At 37.6% G+C, this 19,184-nt stretch carries 24 protein-coding genes; 22 read left to right on the plus strand and 2 right to left on the minus strand.

Going from position 1 to position 19,184, the window contains the following annotated elements; translation table 11 throughout:
* Window positions 1–17 precede the first annotated feature (17 nt).
* Window positions 18–266, plus strand: a complete 249-nt coding sequence (locus tag ACFSFW_RS00895) for a YqkE family protein (protein WP_304218318.1) — start codon at window positions 18–20, stop codon at window positions 264–266.
* Window positions 267–299: 33 nt separating this feature from the next.
* Here ACFSFW_RS00895 and ACFSFW_RS00900 read toward each other — a convergent pair whose 3' ends face one another.
* On the minus strand, window positions 300–1,220 hold the full coding sequence (locus ACFSFW_RS00900; protein ID WP_388034520.1) for an aldo/keto reductase: 921 nt from the start codon (window positions 1,218–1,220) through the stop codon (window positions 300–302).
* A 99-nt stretch (window positions 1,221–1,319) separates the two neighbouring features.
* Window positions 1,320–1,463, minus strand: a complete 144-nt coding sequence (gene mciZ, locus ACFSFW_RS00905; protein WP_388034522.1) for a Z-ring formation inhibitor MciZ — start codon at window positions 1,461–1,463, stop codon at window positions 1,320–1,322.
* Window positions 1,464–1,552: 89 nt separating this feature from the next.
* On the opposite strand from mciZ, the gene ACFSFW_RS00910 reads away from it, so the two are divergent.
* From ACFSFW_RS00910 to lysA, 21 genes are all read left to right on the plus strand, one after another.
* Window positions 1,553–2,104, plus strand: coding sequence for an NUDIX hydrolase (locus ACFSFW_RS00910; protein WP_388034524.1), 552 nt, complete (start codon window positions 1,553–1,555; stop codon window positions 2,102–2,104).
* Between the two features lie 7 nt (window positions 2,105–2,111).
* A complete protein-coding gene (locus ACFSFW_RS00915; RefSeq protein WP_388034526.1) occupies window positions 2,112–3,278 on the plus strand; it encodes an endonuclease Q family protein in 1,167 nt (388 codons plus the stop codon).
* Window positions 3,279–3,399: 121 nt separating this feature from the next.
* Complete coding sequence (gene spoIIM / locus ACFSFW_RS00920; RefSeq protein ID WP_099360603.1) at window positions 3,400–4,047, plus strand: stage II sporulation protein M; 648 nt, start codon at window positions 3,400–3,402, stop codon at window positions 4,045–4,047.
* 114 nt (window positions 4,048–4,161) lie between these two features.
* The gene (gene fur / locus ACFSFW_RS00925; RefSeq protein ID WP_099360602.1) at window positions 4,162–4,632 is read left to right on the plus strand and encodes a ferric iron uptake transcriptional regulator; all 471 of its coding nucleotides are present in this window, start codon (window positions 4,162–4,164) and stop codon (window positions 4,630–4,632) included.
* A gap of 164 nt (window positions 4,633–4,796) precedes the next feature.
* The gene (locus ACFSFW_RS00930) at window positions 4,797–5,024 is read left to right on the plus strand and encodes a YqzK family protein (RefSeq protein WP_304218302.1); all 228 of its coding nucleotides are present in this window, start codon (window positions 4,797–4,799) and stop codon (window positions 5,022–5,024) included.
* Window positions 5,025–5,030: 6 nt separating this feature from the next.
* Complete coding sequence (gene xerD / locus ACFSFW_RS00935) at window positions 5,031–5,921, plus strand: site-specific tyrosine recombinase XerD (protein WP_304218299.1); 891 nt, start codon at window positions 5,031–5,033, stop codon at window positions 5,919–5,921.
* A gap of 213 nt (window positions 5,922–6,134) precedes the next feature.
* Window positions 6,135–7,328 (plus strand): phosphopentomutase, encoded by a 1,194-nt coding sequence (deoB, locus tag ACFSFW_RS00940; protein WP_304218296.1) that lies wholly within the window; start codon window positions 6,135–6,137, stop codon window positions 7,326–7,328.
* Window positions 7,329–7,330: 2 nt separating this feature from the next.
* Complete coding sequence (locus tag ACFSFW_RS00945; protein ID WP_388034530.1) at window positions 7,331–8,146, plus strand: purine-nucleoside phosphorylase; 816 nt, start codon at window positions 7,331–7,333, stop codon at window positions 8,144–8,146.
* A gap of 39 nt (window positions 8,147–8,185) precedes the next feature.
* A complete protein-coding gene (locus ACFSFW_RS00950) occupies window positions 8,186–9,487 on the plus strand; it encodes a pyrimidine-nucleoside phosphorylase (protein WP_304218291.1) in 1,302 nt (433 codons plus the stop codon).
* A 105-nt stretch (window positions 9,488–9,592) separates the two neighbouring features.
* The gene (locus ACFSFW_RS00955; RefSeq protein WP_304218288.1) at window positions 9,593–10,756 is read left to right on the plus strand and encodes a D-alanyl-D-alanine carboxypeptidase family protein; all 1,164 of its coding nucleotides are present in this window, start codon (window positions 9,593–9,595) and stop codon (window positions 10,754–10,756) included.
* Window positions 10,757–10,991: 235 nt separating this feature from the next.
* The gene (spoIIAA, locus tag ACFSFW_RS00960) at window positions 10,992–11,342 is read left to right on the plus strand and encodes an anti-sigma F factor antagonist (protein WP_099360595.1); all 351 of its coding nucleotides are present in this window, start codon (window positions 10,992–10,994) and stop codon (window positions 11,340–11,342) included.
* Complete coding sequence (gene spoIIAB / locus ACFSFW_RS00965) at window positions 11,342–11,782, plus strand: anti-sigma F factor (protein WP_099360594.1); 441 nt, start codon at window positions 11,342–11,344, stop codon at window positions 11,780–11,782. Before spoIIAA ends, spoIIAB begins: the two co-directional genes overlap by 1 nt.
* 12 nt (window positions 11,783–11,794) lie before the next feature.
* Window positions 11,795–12,553, plus strand: coding sequence for an RNA polymerase sporulation sigma factor SigF (sigF, locus tag ACFSFW_RS00970; RefSeq protein WP_099351763.1), 759 nt, complete (start codon window positions 11,795–11,797; stop codon window positions 12,551–12,553).
* A gap of 134 nt (window positions 12,554–12,687) precedes the next feature.
* On the plus strand, window positions 12,688–13,308 hold the full coding sequence (locus tag ACFSFW_RS00975; RefSeq protein ID WP_304218284.1) for a stage V sporulation protein AA: 621 nt from the start codon (window positions 12,688–12,690) through the stop codon (window positions 13,306–13,308).
* Entirely contained in the window at window positions 13,298–13,717 is a 420-nt protein-coding gene (locus ACFSFW_RS00980; RefSeq protein WP_304218282.1) for a stage V sporulation protein AB, read from the plus strand. The genes ACFSFW_RS00975 and ACFSFW_RS00980 overlap by 11 nt, the downstream gene beginning before the upstream one ends.
* A 36-nt stretch (window positions 13,718–13,753) precedes the next feature.
* Window positions 13,754–14,215: a stage V sporulation protein AC gene (gene spoVAC, locus ACFSFW_RS00985; RefSeq protein ID WP_304218280.1), complete on the plus strand. Its 462-nt coding sequence runs from the start codon at window positions 13,754–13,756 to the stop codon at window positions 14,213–14,215.
* Between the two features lie 23 nt (window positions 14,216–14,238).
* Entirely contained in the window at window positions 14,239–15,255 is a 1,017-nt protein-coding gene (gene spoVAD, locus ACFSFW_RS00990; protein WP_304218277.1) for a stage V sporulation protein AD, read from the plus strand.
* A gap of 3 nt (window positions 15,256–15,258) precedes the next feature.
* Complete coding sequence (spoVAE, locus tag ACFSFW_RS00995) at window positions 15,259–15,609, plus strand: stage V sporulation protein AE (protein ID WP_099351758.1); 351 nt, start codon at window positions 15,259–15,261, stop codon at window positions 15,607–15,609.
* Window positions 15,610–15,614: 5 nt separating this feature from the next.
* A complete protein-coding gene (gene spoVAEA, locus ACFSFW_RS01000) occupies window positions 15,615–16,205 on the plus strand; it encodes a stage V sporulation protein SpoVABEA (RefSeq protein WP_304218275.1) in 591 nt (196 codons plus the stop codon).
* A gap of 58 nt (window positions 16,206–16,263) precedes the next feature.
* A complete protein-coding gene (locus ACFSFW_RS01005; protein WP_304218273.1) occupies window positions 16,264–17,655 on the plus strand; it encodes a spore germination protein in 1,392 nt (463 codons plus the stop codon).
* A 174-nt stretch (window positions 17,656–17,829) separates the two neighbouring features.
* Entirely contained in the window at window positions 17,830–19,149 is a 1,320-nt protein-coding gene (gene lysA / locus ACFSFW_RS01010) for a diaminopimelate decarboxylase (protein ID WP_304218271.1), read from the plus strand.
* Window positions 19,150–19,184 lie beyond the last annotated feature (35 nt).

Consider the following 19,184-nt stretch of genomic DNA (forward strand, 5'->3'; position numbering starts at 1 on the left):
CGTATGGAGGGAAGATTATGGCTAAAAAGAAGCAAAAGCCATCTGCTAAAAAGCAAAAAGATGAAAAGCTAAGTCTGGGAGATTTACTCAATGAGGATATAGTTTCTAAACTAAAAAATACTCAACAGCAGTTAAAGGAAGAAGAGAAAAAGAAACAAGAAGAGGCGCTTGAAAGACAAAGAGAAGAGCGCAGACAGCGAGAAAAGAATAAATCATTTGAGGAACTATTGGAAGAAAGTAGCCTTAAATGGTCAGATTATAAATAATAATACCCCCACCGGACCTGTGGGGGTATTCATTTATCTATGTTGTTCGTAAATGGATGCCTTTGTAAGGTCTTTAATTTTCTGAACCTGATCATCTGTAAGAGGTGTTGAATTAGCTGCTGCAACATTATTTTTGATTTGTTCAAGGGAGCTCGCACCTGTCACAACTGAAGCAACAGTATCGTCAAACAAGCAATATTGCAATGCAATTTCTGTTAAGGAACGATTACCTGCTACACCCTTTAATCCTGAAATTGCAGTTTCAAGCTCTTCAAAAGCATAATCAAGATATCCATTTTGTTTCATACTTTGACTCGCATTATCCACTGGACGATTGGTAAGTAACCCTTTAGCTACTGGACCACGAGCTACTACACTAATTTGATGATCATTTAGATAGGAAAGTATTTGCTCTTCTGGCCGACGGTCAAGAATACTATATTGCATCATTACACTTACAATGGATGATTTCGTTACAAATTCTCGTATCACATTTGGACGAATTGAAGAGATTCCATAATAACGTATGACACCTTCTTGTGTTAATTCTTCGAACGCTTCAATGGTCTCATCGATAGGATCTTCCATTGTTCCCCCATGGAGCTGGTAGAGATCGATATAATCTGTTTGCAAGCGTCGCAAGCTATCCTTTACAGCAGATTTTATGTATTTTTTTGAAGGGTCCCAGGACCATCCCTTTTTTCCCTTCTCAAATCGGTTTCCCACTTTAGTGGCAAGTATGATATCATTTCTTTTCTGTTTTATGGCTTTGCCAACAAATTCCTCATTTAGCCCTTGATCGTATAAATCAGCGGTGTCCAAATAGTTGATTCCCATATCTAAGGCGGAATCAATCATATGTAGTGCCTTTTTTTCCTCTGTTCCAACAGACATACAGCCTAGACCGATTTTACTCACATATAAATCGGAAGCGCCAATTCTTCTTTTTTCCATACTTTCCCCTCCAACATTTAGTTTCCTTCTAGCATCTAGTCATATCTTATCCTTTTCATTACAGAACCACAAATGATATGAAGGGGAGGTATAGTGGGATCATTTTTTTTCTTGCTTTCCTTTTCCTTGATCAATCCACTCCTGAACTGTTCGGTAGGAACGGCTGTATTCCTTAAGTTTTTCCCGAATTTCCCAAGCCTTTCCTACTAGAGCTACCCGATTTTCACCAATCACAATTTTCATAGCAACCCCCTATGAACTTTTAAATTAAGAAAAGAACTATGCTAAAATGTATGAAGTAGTATGATTTAGTAGAACAAGGAGCTGGCGAAATGGATCACTTACTAGAAAAGACAATAAAGAGGGAAGTGCTATTTGAAGGAAAGGTTATTGATTTACATATAGAAGAGGTAGAGTTGCCTAATGGACATACAAGTAGAAGAGAGCTAATCAAACATCCTGGTGCTGTAGCGATTCTTGCATTAACGGATGAAAACAAGATTGTGATGGTACAGCAGTATCGTAAAGCACTCGATAAGGTAATTGTTGAAATTCCTGCTGGAAAGCTTGAAAAAGGCGAAGCACCTGAAGTTACTGCAAAAAGAGAATTAGAAGAAGAAACAGGTTATGATTGTGAAACATTGACACCTCTGATTTCTTTCTATACTTCACCAGGGTTTGCTGATGAATTGGTCCATCTTTTTATTGCAAAAGACTTAAAGAAAATTGAAAATCCAGCAAGCTTGGATGAAGATGAATTTGTCGATGTCCTTGAGGTCTCATTGGATGAAGCACTTGAACTTTTAAGAGAGAAGAAAATCTACGATGCTAAAACAGCTTATGCAGTACAGTACCTCCAATTACAGAAAGCAATAGGGGAATAAGCTAAAGATGAACAATTATTTTGTAGATCTCCATATCCATATTGGGAGAACGAATTCGGGTAGACCCGTAAAAATCACGGGTGCTAAATCACTTACAATTGGAAATATTCTTCATGAATCCACCGAAATCAAAGGAATGGACATGATAGGTGTAATTGACTGCCATGTTCCAGAGGTCATTGGGGAGCTTGAAACTTTAATTGATAGTGGAGAAGTATATCCCTATGAGGAAGGCGGACTGCGCTTTAAGAATGTTACCCTCATTTTGGGAAGTGAGCTTGAAATCTATGATGAGAACTGTAAAGGACCCATCCATGTTCTCGCTTTTATGCCAACGATTGAAAAAATGAAAGAATTTTCGATTTGGCTATCCCAACGAATGAAAAACATAACCTTAAGCTCGCAAAGAATATATGTAGGAGCTAGAGAACTGCAAAGTAAGGTTAAGGAGTTAACTGGAATATTTATTCCTGCACATGTATTCACCCCTTATAAAAGTACGTATGGTCGAGGAGTGAAACAATCGTTAACTGAAGTATTTGATGAGACTTTAATTGATGGAATCGAACTTGGATTGAGCTCGAATACGGATATGGCTGACCAAATAAAAGAATTGCATCAATTCACTTTTGTCTCTAATTCAGATGCTCATTCGTTACCGAAGATTGCTAGAGAATATCAGATTATGAAAATGAAGGAGCCTACTTTTGAAGAACTAAGGCTTGCACTCCATCAACAAGATGGAAGGGAAGTTGTGGCGAATTATGGGTTAGATCCTTTATTAGGGAAATACCATAAAACAACATGTGATAAATGTTTAACCATAATTGAGGATGTAACAGCAGAGGTTTGTCCTAGCTGTGGGCATAAAGGATTTGTCAAAGGAGTGTTTGATAGGCTTCAGGAGTTAAAAAACACTGATGAATCAAATCCAAATCGACCTCCATATGTACACCAGGTTCCGCTCGAATTTATTCCTGGGTTAGGACCGAAAACCTTACAAAAACTTAGAGATTACTTTAAAACAGAGATGGCGATCCTTCACGAGGTTCCCGAAGAAGAACTTAGACGTGCCGTCAAAGGTCCGATTGTTGATATTATCATTCAAGCTAGAGAAGGAAAACTTCGTCTAAAATCAGGCGGAGGCGGGAAATATGGAAAAGTTGACTCCTAAAAAGGAGTCTCTTTTTTTCAATAATAAATTTTCGATTTACTAGAAATACTTTTGGCAAGTTGTCATAGAAGTCTATTTTTCCTCATAGAATCTAGTAGAAGATTGATAGGAGGAACGATAGATGAGAAAGCAACAGCCCTATAAAAAAATTGTAGCTAGCCATTTTCGGGAACATTCATCCATATATTTATTTATTTCTGTACTATTCCTAATGGGTGTCATCTTTGGAGCAATTGTTGTTAATAGCCTAAATTTCAGTCAGAAAGAAGATCTCTTTTTCTACTTAAGCCGATTTTTTGGAGAAGTATCTGAAGGAACCTATGCCAATTCAGGTGATATGTTCAAACAAAGCTTCCTTCATAATCTGAAATATGTGGGACTTATGTGGATACTAGGAATCTCCATCATCGGGCTACCAATTATCCTTATTCTTTTATTCTTAAAAGGGGTAGTCGTTGGGTTTACAGTAGGCTTTCTCGTCAATCAAATGGATTGGAGCGGATTTCTCTTATCATTTGTTGCCGTACTACCACAAAACTTATTAATCATCCCAACATTTATTATAGTAGGAACAATTGCCGTCTCATTCTCATTAAAGATGATTCGCCAGCAATTTATGAAACGAATGAACGAACCGATTTTACAATTACTTACACGATATTCCATCTTGATGGTCGCCGTCAGTTTTGTCATTCTAATTGCATCAGCTGTTGAGGCATTTGCTTCACCCGTACTCATGAAAGAGGTAATAGATGTGATAAATAAATAAGAATAATTATTAAATGAAAATAATTGTTCTTTGTTATTTGTAATTATTTTATTTGGACAGTGACCCTTCTTCTGGTATAATAATGAAGTAACGGCGAGGGAGGGGCAGTTTTACATGGAAAATCGGATTGATCGAATTAAAAAACAGTTGCATTCGTCTAGCTATAAGCTTACACCACAGCGTGAGGCGACCGTTCGGGTACTGCTTGAACATGAAGAAGATCATTTAAGTGCCGAAGACGTTTACCTCCTTGTAAAAGAAAAGTCGCCAGAAATCGGCTTAGCAACTGTTTATCGCACACTCGAATTACTTACCGAATTAAAAATCGTTGATAAAATAAATTTCGGAGATGGTGTATCTAGATACGACCTTCGCCAAGAAGGAGCAGCACATTTCCATCATCACCTCGTATGTATCGAATGTGGTGCTGTTGACGAAATTCAAGAGGATTTACTAGAGAACGTAGAAGAAATTGTTGAAAAGAACTGGAACTTTATCATTAAGGACCATCGTTTAACTTTCCATGGAATTTGTCATCGTTGTCATGATAAAGAAACGAAAGAAGAAACTGATAATCTCGAATAAAGTACCCTTTTCCTTTAGAGGAGAGGGGTTTTTTTATTTTCATAACTTACTAGGATGTAAAAGAAATTAGAAAAAATGGGATAAGCGTGTATAAAACCAGGTAAAATTGGCATATCTTCTAATAGACAAATGTATTAACAAATGTATTATTGGAGGATTACTAGATGAGACAATGGTTTCGTGTTGTATATGATACGTTAAAGGTTTTTGTATTGTTTACTGGATGCACAATTCTTTTTTATTATGGTATTATATGGGTTAATGAGGAATATCAAAATTATCACAAATATGATGAGCCAGAAGGTTCCTCAGTGAAGGCAACCTCAATGATTGAAGAAAAAGAGGAAGGCCTATTAGACAGATTACTGTTTTTTTACCGAAATGGGGAGTAGAGACCAGTGGAAGATCAACTAAAGGATTATTTGCATTATTTAGTTGTCGAAAGAAGACTTGCAACAAATACAGTAAAATCCTATGAGCGAGATTTAAAAAAGTACTATCAGTATGTAACCAAAGTTGAAAATATTACTGCCTTTAATGATGTAAACCGTCTTCACGTTATTCATTTTTTGAAGCATTTAAAGGAACAAGGGAATTCATCAAGAACATTGGCTAGACATATTGCGTCGATTCGGTCATTTCATAAGTTTTTATTTCGTGATAAAATAACCGACCATGATCCTACTGAACAGATTGAAACCCCACAAGCAGAACGCAAATTGCCAAAGGTATTAAATATCTCTGAAGTAGAGGCATTGTTGGATGCACCCAAATTGGACAACCCACTTGGTATCCGTGATAAGGCGATGCTCGAGCTCTTATACGCAACAGGCCTTCGGGTTAGTGAACTCATAAACTTAAATCTAGCCGATATCCACTTATCGATGGGTTTCATTAGATGTCTTGGGAAAGGGAATAAGGAGCGAATTGTCCCACTTGGAAGTGTTGCAACAAAGGCATTACAAGCTTATTTAGATAATGGTCGCGCTCAACTAGTGAAACGAAAAAAAAACGACGCTTTTTTTGTAAATCATCATGGTAATCGCTTGACAAGACAAGGCTTCTGGAAAAATTTAAAGAAAATTGCTAAAGAGGCTCAAATTGAAAAAGAACTTACACCACATACCCTTCGCCACTCATTTGCGACTCATCTTTTGGAAAATGGAGCAGACCTACGTGCTGTGCAAGAAATGCTCGGACATGCAGATATTTCAACTACGCAAATATATACACATGTTACTAAAACGCGTCTTAAAGATGTTTATAAAACGTATCATCCACGTGCTTAGTAGATTGCTAGACAAATTGTCTAGCTTTTTTTGTTATAATAATGTTATCAATTTGACAATTACACTCATAATCTACTTGAAAATACATACTCTCACACGTATACTTTGAGATGTCAGACTTCTGACGAGTGTATATGTATGAAATAATGAGTAACTTGAAGCTAGAAGGGGAAAATACAGCATAAGTATAGAATATATTTGGGAGGGATTTACATGTCTGGTTATACATATAAGCGAATTTTTCTAATTGTCATGGACTCTGTTGGAATTGGAGAAGCGCCGGATGCAAAAAAATTTGGTGATGAAGGTTCAGATACATTTGGACATATTGCGGAAAAAATGGATGGTTTACATATGCCGAACATGGCGAAGCTTGGCCTAAGTAATATCAGAGAAATAAAGGGAATACCTGTACAAGACAAGCCACTTGCTTACTATACGAAAATGCAAGAGGCATCAAATGGAAAAGATACAATGACTGGACATTGGGAAATCATGGGTTTACATATCGAAACACCATTTAAGGTTTTCCCTGAAGGGTTTCCGAAAGAATTATTAGATGAAATTGAAAAACGTACTGGACGAGGAATTTTAGGGAATAAACCAGCATCAGGTACTGAAATTCTTGATGAGCTTGGTGAAGAACATATGAAGACAGGGAAATTAATTATCTATACTTCCGCAGATTCAGTTTTACAAATTGCAGCACATGAAGAAATTGTACCTATAGATGAGCTTTATAAAATTTGTGAAATTGCACGTGAATTAACCCTAGATGAAAAATATATGGTGGGACGTATTATTGCTCGTCCATTCGTCGGGGAACCTGGTAATTTCACGAGAACATCAAACCGTCATGATTATGCCTTAAAGCCATTTGAACGAACTGTAATGAATGAGTTAAGTGATAGTGGGCTAGATGTGATTGCAATCGGAAAAATATCAGATATTTATGATGGTGAAGGAGTTACTCAATCACTGCGAACAAAGTCAAATATGGATGGAATGGATAAATTAGTCGAAACACTTGATATGGATTTTACAGGCTTGAGCTTTTTAAATTTGGTTGATTTTGATGCATTGTTTGGACATCGCAGGGATCCTATAGGCTATGGAAAAGCCTTGGAGGAGTATGATGCTCGTTTACCTGAAGTATTTGAAAAACTTACGGATGATGATTTATTGATTATCACAGCAGACCATGGAAACGACCCGGTTCATTCTGGAACAGATCATACACGAGAATATGTGCCATTATTGGTGTACAACAAAAAAATGGATCGCGGAGAGGAATTACCATTACGTTCAACGTTTGCGGATGTTGGAGCAACTGTAGCAGATAATTTTAATGTAACACCACCTAAACATGGAAAAAGCTTTCTAGCAGAAATTAATGGAGGAAACTAAGAATGGATAAGAATGTTTTTATTGATAAATCAGTACAATTTTTAAAAGAGAAAAGCCCTACTACACCTGAAATTGGGTTGATACTAGGTTCAGGACTTGGTGTTTTGGCGGATGAAATTGAAAATCCAATAAAAGTGCCATATGACCAAATTCCAGAGTTTCCAGTGTCTACTGTTGAGGGTCATGCCGGTCAACTCGTATTTGGTACATTACAAGGAAAATCAGTTGTTACCATGCAGGGACGTTTTCACTTTTACGAAGGCTATAGTCTAGATAAAGTCACATTCCCTGTTCGCGTTATGAAAGAGCTAGGTGTCACAACTCTAGTTGTTACGAATGCTGCGGGTGGAGTGAATGAATCGTTTCAACCAGGAGATTTAATGATTATCTCAGATCATTTGAATTTCGGTCAAAACCCATTAATTGGACCAAACGATTCAAGATTTGGAGCAAGATTTCCGGATATGTCAGAAGCATATACAAAAGAACTCAGAACAATTGCCAAAGAAGTGGCTAATGAACTGAATATCTCAATCAAGGAAGGCGTCTATGTTGGGATGACGGGACCATCTTATGAAACGCCTGCAGAAATTAAAATGCTGCGTACACTTGGAGGCGATGCGGTTGGGATGTCAACAGTTCCTGAGGTGATTGTTGCACGCCACGCAAATTTAAAGGTACTAGGGATTTCCTGTATATCAAATATGGCAGCAGGCATTTTAGATCAGCCCCTAACCCATGATGAAGTAATTGAAACAACGGAAAAAGTAAAAACTGACTTTTTATCACTTGTTAAACAGATTGTTAAAAAAATCTAGCTCAACTACTAAAGAAGAGAATAGAAAAAGGTGAAAACAATGAGAATGGTGGATTTAATCGAAAAAAAACGTGATGGTAAGGAATTAAAATCAGAAGAAATTTCATTTGTTGTTGCCGGATATACAAATGGTGAAATTCCTGATTATCAAATGAGTGCTTTTACGATGGCTGTATTTTTTAAGGGAATGACAAAGCAGGAACAAGCTGACTTTACCATGGCAATGGTTCAGTCTGGTGATACGATTGACCTTTCAGGAATTGAAGGGATCAAAGTTGACAAGCATAGCACGGGTGGTGTAGGTGATACGACCACGTTGGTGCTTGCTCCACTCGTTGCGTCAGTAGGGGTACCAGTTGCAAAAATGTCAGGAAGAGGACTAGGACATACTGGTGGAACGATCGATAAACTAGAATCAGTTTCGGGCTTTCATGTAGAAATTAATAATGATGAATTTATTCGTCTTGTCAATCAAAATAAGGTAGCTGTTATCGGGCAAAGTGGAAATTTAACACCTGCAGATAAAAAGCTATATGCGTTAAGGGATGTTACAGCCACTGTAAACAGCATTCCGTTGATTGCGAGCTCAATCATGAGTAAGAAAATTGCAGCGGGAGCAGATGCTATTGTTTTAGATGTTAAAACAGGAGCAGGCGCATTTATGAAGGATTTGGATGATGCAAAGGAATTAGCAAAAACAATGGTTGATATCGGGAATAATGTTGGCCGGAATACGATGGCGATTATTTCAGATATGAGTCAACCGCTTGGGTTTGCGATTGGTAATGCACTTGAGGTTAAAGAGGCGATTGATACGCTAAAAGGGGAAGGTCCTGATGATTTACAAGAGCTTTGCCTCGTTTTAGGAAGCCAGATGGTGTTACTAGCAAAAAAAGCGAACTCTCTGGAAGAAGCTAGAGGTTTGCTTGAGGAATCCATTAAAAATGGGAAAGCACTTGAATCCTTCAAAACTTTTTTATCTTCCCAAGGGGGAGATCCATCTGTCGTAGATTCACCGGATAAACTTCCAAAAGCAAAATACCAATTTGAATTCGAAGCTGAATCAGAAGGATATGTTTCAGAGATTATTGCTGATTCTATCGGAACAGCGGCGATGCTTTTAGGTGCGGGAAGAGCAACGAAGGAATCATCGATCGATTTGGCTGTTGGGCTTGTACTCCGAAAGAAAATTGGCGACAAAGTTTCAAAAGGCGAAAGCTTGGTAACCATTCATAGTAATTTTGAAGATATTGCTGAGATTAAAAAGAAACTCTCGGAAAGTATCTTGATCTCACAAAATCCAGTAACAGCACCAACATTAATCATTGATAAAATTTCATGAATTCACATGCATGCCGAGGATAAAAATCCTCGGTTTTTTTATTTTTTGTATATTTTTTAATTTCTTGGAAAAAATGGGAAGGTATAAAGAATGGAGGGTTTGGAGATGAAACGCGTATTTTTTAGTCTGTTAATTTCAACACTGATAATTTTTACTTTTAGCCCTTTCGCTTCCGCACAGGAATCATCTGTTGATTTAGCGAATAATGCAAAATCTGCAATTCTTATTGAACGTGATACAGGGAAGATTCTTTACGAGAAAAATAGTGACGAAAAGCTTTCCCCTGCAAGCATGACAAAAATCATGACAATGCTGTTAATCATGGAAGCACTTGATAAAGGTAGTATCACCTATTCTGAGAAAGTTAGAACAAGTGAACACGCCGCATCTATGGGGGGGTCACAAATCTTCCTTGAGCCAGGCGAAGAGATGACGGTTGAAGAAATGTTAAAAGGGATTGCAATCGGTTCTGGAAATGATGCATCAGTAGCCATGGCAGAAAAGATAGCAGGTTCTGAAGAAGCTTTCGTTGAAATGATGAACAATAAGGTGGAGGAATTAGGCCTTAAAAATACATTATTTCAAAATCCAACTGGCCTTCCTGCGGAAAATCATTATAGCTCTGCCCACGACATGGCAATCATGGCAAAGGAATTATTAAAATACGAGGATATTACCAAATTTACGGGTCAATACGAGGATTATTTACGTCAAAACACTGAAAATAAATTTTGGCTTGTTAATACTAATCGCCTTGTCCGATTTTATCCAGGTGTAGATGGCTTGAAAACGGGTTTTACAACAGAGGCAAAATATTGCTTAACAGCTACTGCTGAAAAGGAAAATATGCGTCTTATCTCTGTTATCTTTGGAGCTCCGACACCAAAGGATCGTAATGCTCAAGTAACAAAAATGCTTGACTTTGGCTTTAGTCAGTACAAGACACACCCTTTATATGAACGCAATCAGGAAGTTGCTGAAGCAAAGGTAAGTAAGGGTAGTGAAAAGAGGATAAAGCTTGTTACATCAGAACCAATTTCCCTTTTAACGAGAAAAGGTGAAAAAGTTGATGATGTACAAAAAGAAGTGGTTGTAGCTGACAAGCTGAATGCGCCGATTAAAAAAGGTGACGAAATAGGAAAACTGGTTATTAAAAAAGATGGAAAAGTACTAAGCGAAAGCCCACTTGTTGCTGACAAAGATATTGATGCTGCTAGTTGGTGGAAATTATTTAAGCGTACGATGGGATCGTTTAATAAAACTCCTTAATCTTACCTTGTTCTTAATGGCTAGCTCCAGCGCCTAGAAACTCGAGAAACTTCAACTCCTCCGGCAGAGGCAAAGAACGCCTCTTAGTCGGAGTCTCCAGTTTTCTCGTTTCTGATCAAGGCGCTTGCGCTTTTCGTTTTTTTTGCCGAATGAACACTAGTTTTGTCATCTAGAAGGATTCTACCATGTAAATAGCGAAAAGACTCACTATACGATTTTAAGGAGGCATTGTAAAGTGAGTCTTGGTATTGAACTTGAGGTAAAACACAATGTGTTATGTATTCGGCTTACAGGTGAGCTAGACCATCATACAGCTGAAGAATTAAGGTTAAAGGTAACAGATACGATTGAAAGTAATCAAATTAATCACATCCTATTAAATCTTGAAAAGCTTACTTTTATGGATAGCTCAGGATTAGGTGTTATTTTAGGAAGATACAAACAAATCAAAAATTTAGGTGGAGAAATGGTTGTTTGTTCAATTTCTCCGCAGGTCGAACGTTTATTTGAAATGTCGGGACTATTCAAAATCATTCGATTAGAGCGTAGTGAGTCGTTTGCGCTTCAGTCATTGGGGGTGGCGTAATGAAAAACGAAATGCACCTTCAGTTTTCTGCACTAAGCCAAAACGAATCATTTGCTCGTGTTGCAGTAGCAGCATTTATTACACAACTCGATCCAACCTTAGACGAACTCACAGAAATTAAGACAGTTGTGTCTGAGGCCGTAACAAACTCAATTATTCATGGATATGAAAGTGACCCAAGCGGAATTGTTTATATTTCATGCAAAATTGAAGACAGTACTGTGTATATCACCATAAGAGATGAAGGAATTGGAATTAATGATCTTGAGGAAGCAAGGCAGCCATTGTTTACAACAAAGCCGGAACTTGAACGCTCGGGTATGGGCTTTACAATCATGGAAAATTTCATGGATGAGTTTGATGTGGAAACAGGTTCAGCTAGAGGTACAACATTACGGCTAACAAAGCATTTATCAAAGAGTAAAGCGTTATGCAATTAAGGAGACTTGCCAATGGATGTGGAGGTCAAGAACACCAAAAGTGAAACGTATTTAAAAGATAATGAAGTTAAGAATTTAATCAAACTCAGTCAAGAAGGACGACAGGAAGCTCGTGATTTAATCGTCCAGAAGAATATGAGGTTAGTTTGGTCTGTTGTACAAAGGTTTTTAAATCGAGGCTATGAACCAGATGATTTGTTTCAAATAGGCTGCATTGGACTTTTAAAGTCAGTTGATAAATTTGATTTATCATATGATGTGAAATTTTCAACCTACGCTGTACCAATGATTATCGGTGAAATCCAACGTTTTATACGAGATGATGGAACGGTAAAGGTGAGTCGTTCATTAAAGGAGACCGGAAATAAAATCCGAAAAGCCAAGGATGAATTGTCAAAGCAGTTTGGTAGGGTTCCTACGATTGCAGAGATAGCCGAGTACTTGGAAATTACTCCCGAGGATGTTGTTTTAGCACAAGAGGCAAGTCGAGCACCTTCATCGATTCATGAAACTGTATATGAAAATGATGGTGATCCGATTACATTACTTGATCAAATAGCGGATAATAATGAAACAAAATGGTTTGATAAAATTGCTTTAAAAGAAGCAATTCGCGAGTTAGACGAGCGTGAGAGACTAATCGTTTTCCTTCGCTATTATAAGGATCAAACCCAATCCGAAGTCGCGACTAGGCTTGGCATATCTCAAGTTCAAGTATCGCGGCTAGAGAAAAAAATATTACAGCAAATGAAAGACCGAATGGACGTTTGATCCATTCGGTTTTTTGTTTTTGCTCATTCAATAAAGTCGTGGTAATTCTTGGAGTTTGCTGTCTCATCGCATTAGAAGATAAAGATTTAACATACTACTTATATAAGGAAAACAATGTGTAGGGTGTGAGAGTGATGGAAAAATCAATTTATCTCCGAATGCGCCATCGCGTACTGGTACAACCCAATGCAACAGTCAGAATAGGACAAATCGTACAGATTAGTGCGGAAGAAAAAGTATCGCAAGAAATTAAAAATATCGTCATTCATCAAGTAAGTAAAAAAGACAAAAACATTGTTGTGATTGATGTAATGAAGGTAATCGATCAAATTAGAAGACAATTTCCTCAAATTGACGTTCAAACGGTAGGACCTGCACAAACGATCGTTGAAATTGCCATAAAGAAAAGAAGGTTTACACCTGCCCTATTTGTGGCCGTTTGGTTTTTATTATTTGTGGGGGCTGCACTTACCATGATGAATTTCCATGAAGATGTATCAATGAGGGAGGTTCATATTCGCATCTATACCATGATTACAGGTGATGAGGATCTAAAACCATTGCTTTTCCAAATTCCGTATTCTATAGGTTTAGGTCTAGGGATGATTTTATTTTTTAATCACTTCTTCCGCAAACGTCTTAACGAAGAACCAAGTCCACTTGAAGTAGAAATGTTTAATTACCAACAGGATTTAGATAATTATCTCATTATTACAGAAAATAAAGAAAGCATGAAACACATCGATGACAATTAAGGTCCTTCTTATTATTTTTCTAGGATTAGGAAGTGGACTAGCGGTTGGTGGCGGTTTTGTTGCCTTTTTGGCAGTATTAGGAATCATCCCAAGGCTTACACAATTAACGAAAACGATGAAATTCATTCGTTTTTATGAATGGGGTGTAGTGTTCGGTGCTGTATTTGGTAGCTGGTTTACTCTGAATGATCAAATCTTTCATTTATGGGATTTCATAGTACTTCCAGTAGGGTTAGCGAGTGGGATATTCGTTGGAATGTTAGCAGCTGCTCTTACGGAGGTACTAAATGTTTTTCCGATATTAGCTAAGAGAATTGGGATTGAAAATAAAATCGTTATATTGGTGATGGCGATTGTTTTCGGAAAAATTGTAGGGTCCTTGTTCCAATGGATTTACTATGTAAAATAACATATTCTTATTTTTGCACGCGAGGAGTGAACATAAGTGGCTACTAAGAAAAAGATTAAAGACGATTATAAAAATAGTATTAAGAAATACCAGCCAAAGCCACGATATTTTATTAATTGTGTTAAAGCATTTCTTGTAGGTGGAGCGATATGCTGTGTCGGACAAGGAATCCAAAATTTCTATATGACGGTCTTTCATTTTTCAGAAAAAGATGTTGGAAATCCAACTGTAGCAACCCTTATTTTAATTTCTTCCTTGCTAACCGGTTTAGGTCTATATGATAAACTTGGTCAGTTTGCAGGAGCGGGGTCTGCAGTTCCTGTAACGGGATTTGCCAATTCTATGACGAGTGCCGCAATGGAATATAAAAGTGAAGGTATCGTATTAGGGATCGCTACAAATATGTTTAAGCTAGCAGGAAGTGTTATCGTATTTGGAGCAGTTTCTGCGTATGTTGTGGGGATCATTCGATACTTCTTTAAACTCACAATTTCTTGAATGATTGCAAGGAGTGGACTTTAATGAGGCTAGTTGGAAAACAAACATGGGTATATAAAAATCAAATCTATTTAAATTCAACAGGTACGGCGGTGGGACCAAAGGAAGGTCAAGGTCCTTTAGGCACAAGTTTCGATATAAAGTATGATGAATTGCATTGTGGTGAAGATTCCTGGGAATTAGCTGAAAGAAGACTAATGGTTGAATCTGTTGATTCTTGTCTGCAAAAAGTGAACTTAACGAATGATGATATAGATTTCTTTTTAGCAGGTGATTTGTTAAATCAAAACGTGACGACAAACTATACAGCGAGACACCACCAAATCCCTCTAATTTGTATGTTTGGTGCTTGTTCAACTTCTATGGAGACATTGGCTGTTGGATCAGCATTAGTTGATGCTGGGTTTGCAAACCGTATACTAGCATCTACTAGCAGTCATAATGCAACAGCAGAAAGGCAATTCCGATATCCAACCGAATATGGTGGACAAAAGCCTGATTCTGCAACATTTACAGCTACCGGCGGGGGAACTGCTCTTGTAAGTAAAGAGAAAGGTCCAATCCGAATTACATCTGCAACGATTGGAAGAGTCATGGATTTAGGAATAACAAATCCATTTGATATGGGTTCTGCAATGGCACCAGCTGCTGCAGATACCATCACTCGACATTTTAAGGATTTAAATATCACTCAAGATGAATATGATTTGATTGTCACTGGTGACTTATCAGGTGTAGGAAGCCCTATTTTGAAGGAAATGGTAAAAGAAGAAGGCTATGATTTAGGTAATAAATATAATGATTGTGGGCTTATGTTGTATCATTCAGACCAGGAAGTTTTTGCGGGTGGAAGTGGTTGTGCTTGTTCTGCAATTGTAACCTATGGACATATTGTAAAAGAATTAATTAGTGGAAATTTAAATAAAGTTTTCATTGTTGCAACGGGTGCACTCCTTAGCCCAACTATGATACAGCAAAAAGAAACAATTCCTACAATCGCACATGGTGTTGTTTTGGAACGAGTACAGGGTGGTGAGTAAGATATGGAATACTTATACGCATTTTTAGTCGGTGGAGCAATATGTATTGTTGGACAACTCTTACTTGATTTTGCAAAATTAACACCTGCTCATGTAATGAGTATTTTTGTCGTACTTGGGTCAATTTTAGATGGATTTGATTTATACGACAATCTAATCAGATTTGCAGGAGCTGGTGCAACTGTTCCAATTACTAGCTTTGGTCATTCCCTTTTACATGGTGCCATGCAAAGTGCAGAGGAGCATGGTTTTATCGGAATCGCCATGGGGATTTTTGAATTGACCTCTGCTGGTATATCCTCAGCAATCTTGTTCTCTTTCTTAGTTGCACTGATCTTCAGAGCGAAAGGATAGCATATATGGATGAAACTAGAAGAAGAGTAATTCTAGTAACAGATGGTGATGAATATGCACAAAAAACATTAGAATATATTGCAAAAGAGGTGGGAGGACGGTGTATTTCTAAGTCACAAGGAAACCCAACTACTTTAACGGGAAAAGAAATGGTGGAATACATCCTTCAATCCTCCCATGACCCTGTTTTTGTAATGTTTGATGATAGTGGATATTTAGGTGAAGGGGCTGGCGAGCATGCATTAAAGTTTGTCGCAACTCATCCGAATATTGAAGTGTTAGGCATTATTGCAGTGGCATCGAAAACTCATCAAACAGAATGGGCAAAGGTTGATATTAGTATTGACCGGGACGGTAATCTAACGGAATACGGTGTCGACAAGAGTGGATTAAGGGAATATGACATTGGTCGAATAAACGGAGATACCGTTTATTGTTTAGACGAACTGGATGTTCCAATAATTGTAGGTATTGGAGATATTGGAAAAATGGCACGTAAGGATGATATTAAAATGGGTGCCCCTATTACAAGAAAAGCAGTGGATCTAATACTTGAAAGGAGTGGTTACGATCGGAAAGGAAACACACACAACTAAGACTCCAATCTCTCCTGACATTGTAAAAAATGATCATTTTTTTAAAACACATATAGGTATGGGTACGGGAAGTTTTGATATCGGAGTTAGAAAGATAAAAATTTTAAAGAAAGATGTTCATCTCTATTATCTAAATGGACTTTGCGATACCAGTTTTATTGTTCAACTTTTAAAGGAATTAGTCAATGTAAATGATAAAGAAACGAACGTAAATCAGGCATTCCAAGTAATTGAAAACCGGCTTGTACATCAACAGGTAAGTACAATTAAGAACTTAGATGAAGGAGTAGACCAATTACTTTCAGGGCTCATCCTTATTTTAGTCGAAGGGGAAGACTCTGGATTAGCAGTAGATGTAAGAAGTTACCCAGGAAGAACGCCACAGGAGCCCGATACTGAAAAAGTAATTCGCGGTTCACGTGATGGCTACGTGGAAAACATTATTGTCAATTGTGCATTAACGAGAAGAAGGATAAGAGATGAGAGACTTCGCCATGAGATTATGCAAGTTGGAGAAAGGTCGAAAACGGATATATGTATCTCTTATATAAAAGATGTAGCGGACCCAGATTTAGTGGACATTATTCGAAAAGAACTAAAGAGCATTAACGTCGATGGTTTAACAATGGCAGATAAGACGATTGAAGAATTCATCGTAAATCAAGGGTTTAATCCATATCCATTAGTTCGATATACGGAACGTCCAGATGTTGCGGCAACTCACTTACTTGAAGGGCATGTTGTGATTATGGTTGACACATCTCCAAGTGTCATTATTACTCCAACTACAATGTTTCATCATGTGCAACATGCTGAGGAATATCGTCAAGCTCCCGCCGTTGGTACATTATTAAGGTGGACAAGATTTATTGGAATTTTAGCATCAATCTTTCTTTTGCCGCTTTGGTTTTTATTAGTATTAGAACCTGACATGATTCCAAAAGCTATTGATTATATTGGTCCAAATGAAAAATCAAATATACCGATTGTAGTTCAAATCTTTCTTGCTGATATGGGAATTGAATTCTTAAGAATGGCGGCCATACATACGCCAACCCCATTATCAACAGCGATGGGTTTAATTGCAGCTGCATTAATTGGTCAAATTGCAATTGATGTTGGCTTGTTTGTTCCAGAGGTAATTCTATATGTAGCGATTGCTGCGATTGGAACATTTGCAACACCAAGCTATGAATTAAGTGCTGCTAATAAGATAGCAAGATTGTTTTTATTGATACTTGTGGCCATTTTTAAAACACCTGGTTTCGTCATAGGTTGTACGATCTATGTCTTGTTCCTAGCTAATATTCGTTCTCTTAACACACCTTATTTATGGCCATTTTTACCATTTAATGCGAAAGCTTTATTACAAATCTTCATTCGAACATCGGTTCCTGGGGCAAAACTACGACCAAGTATTGTACATCCTCAAAAACCTTTCAAACAATAGTTGCACCATAGTATACGTTGTGTTAATCTATTTTTCATATAGCACAGCGTTAAAGAAGGATAGACAGCTGATGACTATATCAGCTGTCTTTTCTTCTTTAATGATGGTGTGGCACGAAAGTGTGCTTAACGAAAATGGCTCTGATGAGTACTTTACAGAAACGAGGGGAATTAGATGTATCTACACGGAACAAGCAAGGTAAATGATAAAAACCACTTAGAAATTGGTGGGGTTGATACAGTAGAATTAGCAAAACAATACGGAACACCTTTATATGTGTATGACGTGGCACTTATCAGAGAGCGCGCAAGAGGTTTTTTTGAAACATTCAACCGATTAGGTATTCCAGCACAGGTTGCGTATGCAAGTAAAGCCTTTTCAACAATTGCAATGTTTCAGCTCGCTGAGGAAGAAGGGCTTTCCCTAGATGTCGTTTCTGGCGGAGAATTATTTACTGCGTTACAAGCAGGATTCCCAGTAGAAAGAATCCACTTCCACGGGAATAATAAAAGCTATGAAGAACTAGATATGGCGATAAAAAATAAGATTGGTTGTATTGTTGTTGACAACTATTATGAACTTTCACTATTAGAGCAGGTTTGTATCGAAAATAAAACAACGGTAAAGATTTTATTACGCGTAACGCCTGGAGTGGAAGCACACACTCATGATTATATTACGACTGGTCAAGATGATTCAAAATTTGGATTTGGATTAGAAAATGGACAGGCAGACAAAGCTGTTGAGTTGGCTCTTCAGTCAGAATCTATCAACTTATTAGGAATTCATTCTCACATTGGTTCACAAATTTTCGAGACAACAGGGTTTTTGGTTGCTGCAGGCAAAATGTTCGGTAAACTCAAGGAATGGAAAGATCGTTTCGGTTTTACACCTAAAGTATTAAATTTAGGCGGCGGATTTGGGATTCGCTACACTGAAGAAGATAAACCACTACCACCTTCACAGTATGTAGAAGCAATCATTGGAGAAGTAAAGAAACATGCAGATGACCTTTCCATTGATATACCAGAAATTTGGATTGAGCCAGGTAGATCGATTGTAGGGGACGCAGGGACAACCATCTATTCTGTAGGCTCTCGAAAAGAAGTTCCCAATATTCGACAATACCTTGCTGTTGACGGAGGCATGACAGATAATATTAGACCTGCATTATATCAGGCGAAATATGAGGCTGTTTTAGCTAATCGTGTACAGGATCCGGTAGAGGAAACTGTATCAATAGCTGGAAAATGCTGTGAGTCTGGGGATATGCTAATTTGGGATTTACCATTACCAAAAGCAAGTTCAGATGATATGTTAGCAGTGTTCTGTACAGGAGCATACGGATACGCAATGGCTAATAATTATAATCGTATTCCAAGACCTGCAGTTGTGTTTGTAGAGAATGGAGAAGCACAGTTAGTGGTTCAACGTGAAAGCTATGAGGATCTTGTAAGATTAGACATTCCATTAAAATCAAAAGTAGTTGAATAAATTGAGTGCAAAAAACCCACGATTATTCGTGGGTT

The sequence above is a fragment of the Ferdinandcohnia salidurans genome, from assembly GCF_042680725.1.
GTDB classification, from domain to species: domain Bacteria; phylum Bacillota; class Bacilli; order Bacillales; family Bacillaceae_L; genus Ferdinandcohnia; species Ferdinandcohnia salidurans.

What these genes read in the sequence shown, in the direction of transcription:
- mciZ (WP_388034522.1), bottom strand. Translation starts at nt 1,463, where the DNA reads ATGAAAATTGTGATTGGTGAAAATCGGGTAGCTCTAGTAGGAAAGGCT.
- spoIIM (WP_099360603.1), top strand. Translation starts at nt 3,400, where the DNA reads ATGAGAAAGCAACAGCCCTATAAAAAAATTGTAGCTAGCCATTTTCGG.
- ACFSFW_RS00945 (WP_388034530.1), top strand. Translation starts at nt 7,331, where the DNA reads ATGGATAAGAATGTTTTTATTGATAAATCAGTACAATTTTTAAAAGAG.
- sigF (WP_099351763.1), top strand. Translation starts at nt 11,795, where the DNA reads ATGGATGTGGAGGTCAAGAACACCAAAAGTGAAACGTATTTAAAAGAT.
- ACFSFW_RS00895 (WP_304218318.1), top strand. Translation starts at nt 18, where the DNA reads ATGGCTAAAAAGAAGCAAAAGCCATCTGCTAAAAAGCAAAAAGATGAA.
- ACFSFW_RS00950 (WP_304218291.1), top strand. Translation starts at nt 8,186, where the DNA reads ATGAGAATGGTGGATTTAATCGAAAAAAAACGTGATGGTAAGGAATTA.
- spoVAEA (WP_304218275.1), top strand. Translation starts at nt 15,615, where the DNA reads ATGGATGAAACTAGAAGAAGAGTAATTCTAGTAACAGATGGTGATGAA.
- spoVAE (WP_099351758.1), top strand. Translation starts at nt 15,259, where the DNA reads ATGGAATACTTATACGCATTTTTAGTCGGTGGAGCAATATGTATTGTT.
- ACFSFW_RS00930 (WP_304218302.1), top strand. Translation starts at nt 4,797, where the DNA reads ATGAGACAATGGTTTCGTGTTGTATATGATACGTTAAAGGTTTTTGTA.
- ACFSFW_RS00900 (WP_388034520.1), bottom strand. Translation starts at nt 1,220, where the DNA reads ATGGAAAAAAGAAGAATTGGCGCTTCCGATTTATATGTGAGTAAAATC.
- ACFSFW_RS00955 (WP_304218288.1), top strand. Translation starts at nt 9,593, where the DNA reads ATGAAACGCGTATTTTTTAGTCTGTTAATTTCAACACTGATAATTTTT.
- ACFSFW_RS00980 (WP_304218282.1), top strand. Translation starts at nt 13,298, where the DNA reads ATGACAATTAAGGTCCTTCTTATTATTTTTCTAGGATTAGGAAGTGGA.
- lysA (WP_304218271.1), top strand. Translation starts at nt 17,830, where the DNA reads ATGTATCTACACGGAACAAGCAAGGTAAATGATAAAAACCACTTAGAA.
- ACFSFW_RS00915 (WP_388034526.1), top strand. Translation starts at nt 2,112, where the DNA reads ATGAACAATTATTTTGTAGATCTCCATATCCATATTGGGAGAACGAAT.
- spoIIAB (WP_099360594.1), top strand. Translation starts at nt 11,342, where the DNA reads ATGAAAAACGAAATGCACCTTCAGTTTTCTGCACTAAGCCAAAACGAA.
- ACFSFW_RS01005 (WP_304218273.1), top strand. Translation starts at nt 16,264, where the DNA reads ATGGGTACGGGAAGTTTTGATATCGGAGTTAGAAAGATAAAAATTTTA.
- fur (WP_099360602.1), top strand. Translation starts at nt 4,162, where the DNA reads ATGGAAAATCGGATTGATCGAATTAAAAAACAGTTGCATTCGTCTAGC.
- spoVAD (WP_304218277.1), top strand. Translation starts at nt 14,239, where the DNA reads ATGAGGCTAGTTGGAAAACAAACATGGGTATATAAAAATCAAATCTAT.
- deoB (WP_304218296.1), top strand. Translation starts at nt 6,135, where the DNA reads ATGTCTGGTTATACATATAAGCGAATTTTTCTAATTGTCATGGACTCT.
- ACFSFW_RS00975 (WP_304218284.1), top strand. Translation starts at nt 12,688, where the DNA reads ATGGAAAAATCAATTTATCTCCGAATGCGCCATCGCGTACTGGTACAA.
- ACFSFW_RS00910 (WP_388034524.1), top strand. Translation starts at nt 1,553, where the DNA reads ATGGATCACTTACTAGAAAAGACAATAAAGAGGGAAGTGCTATTTGAA.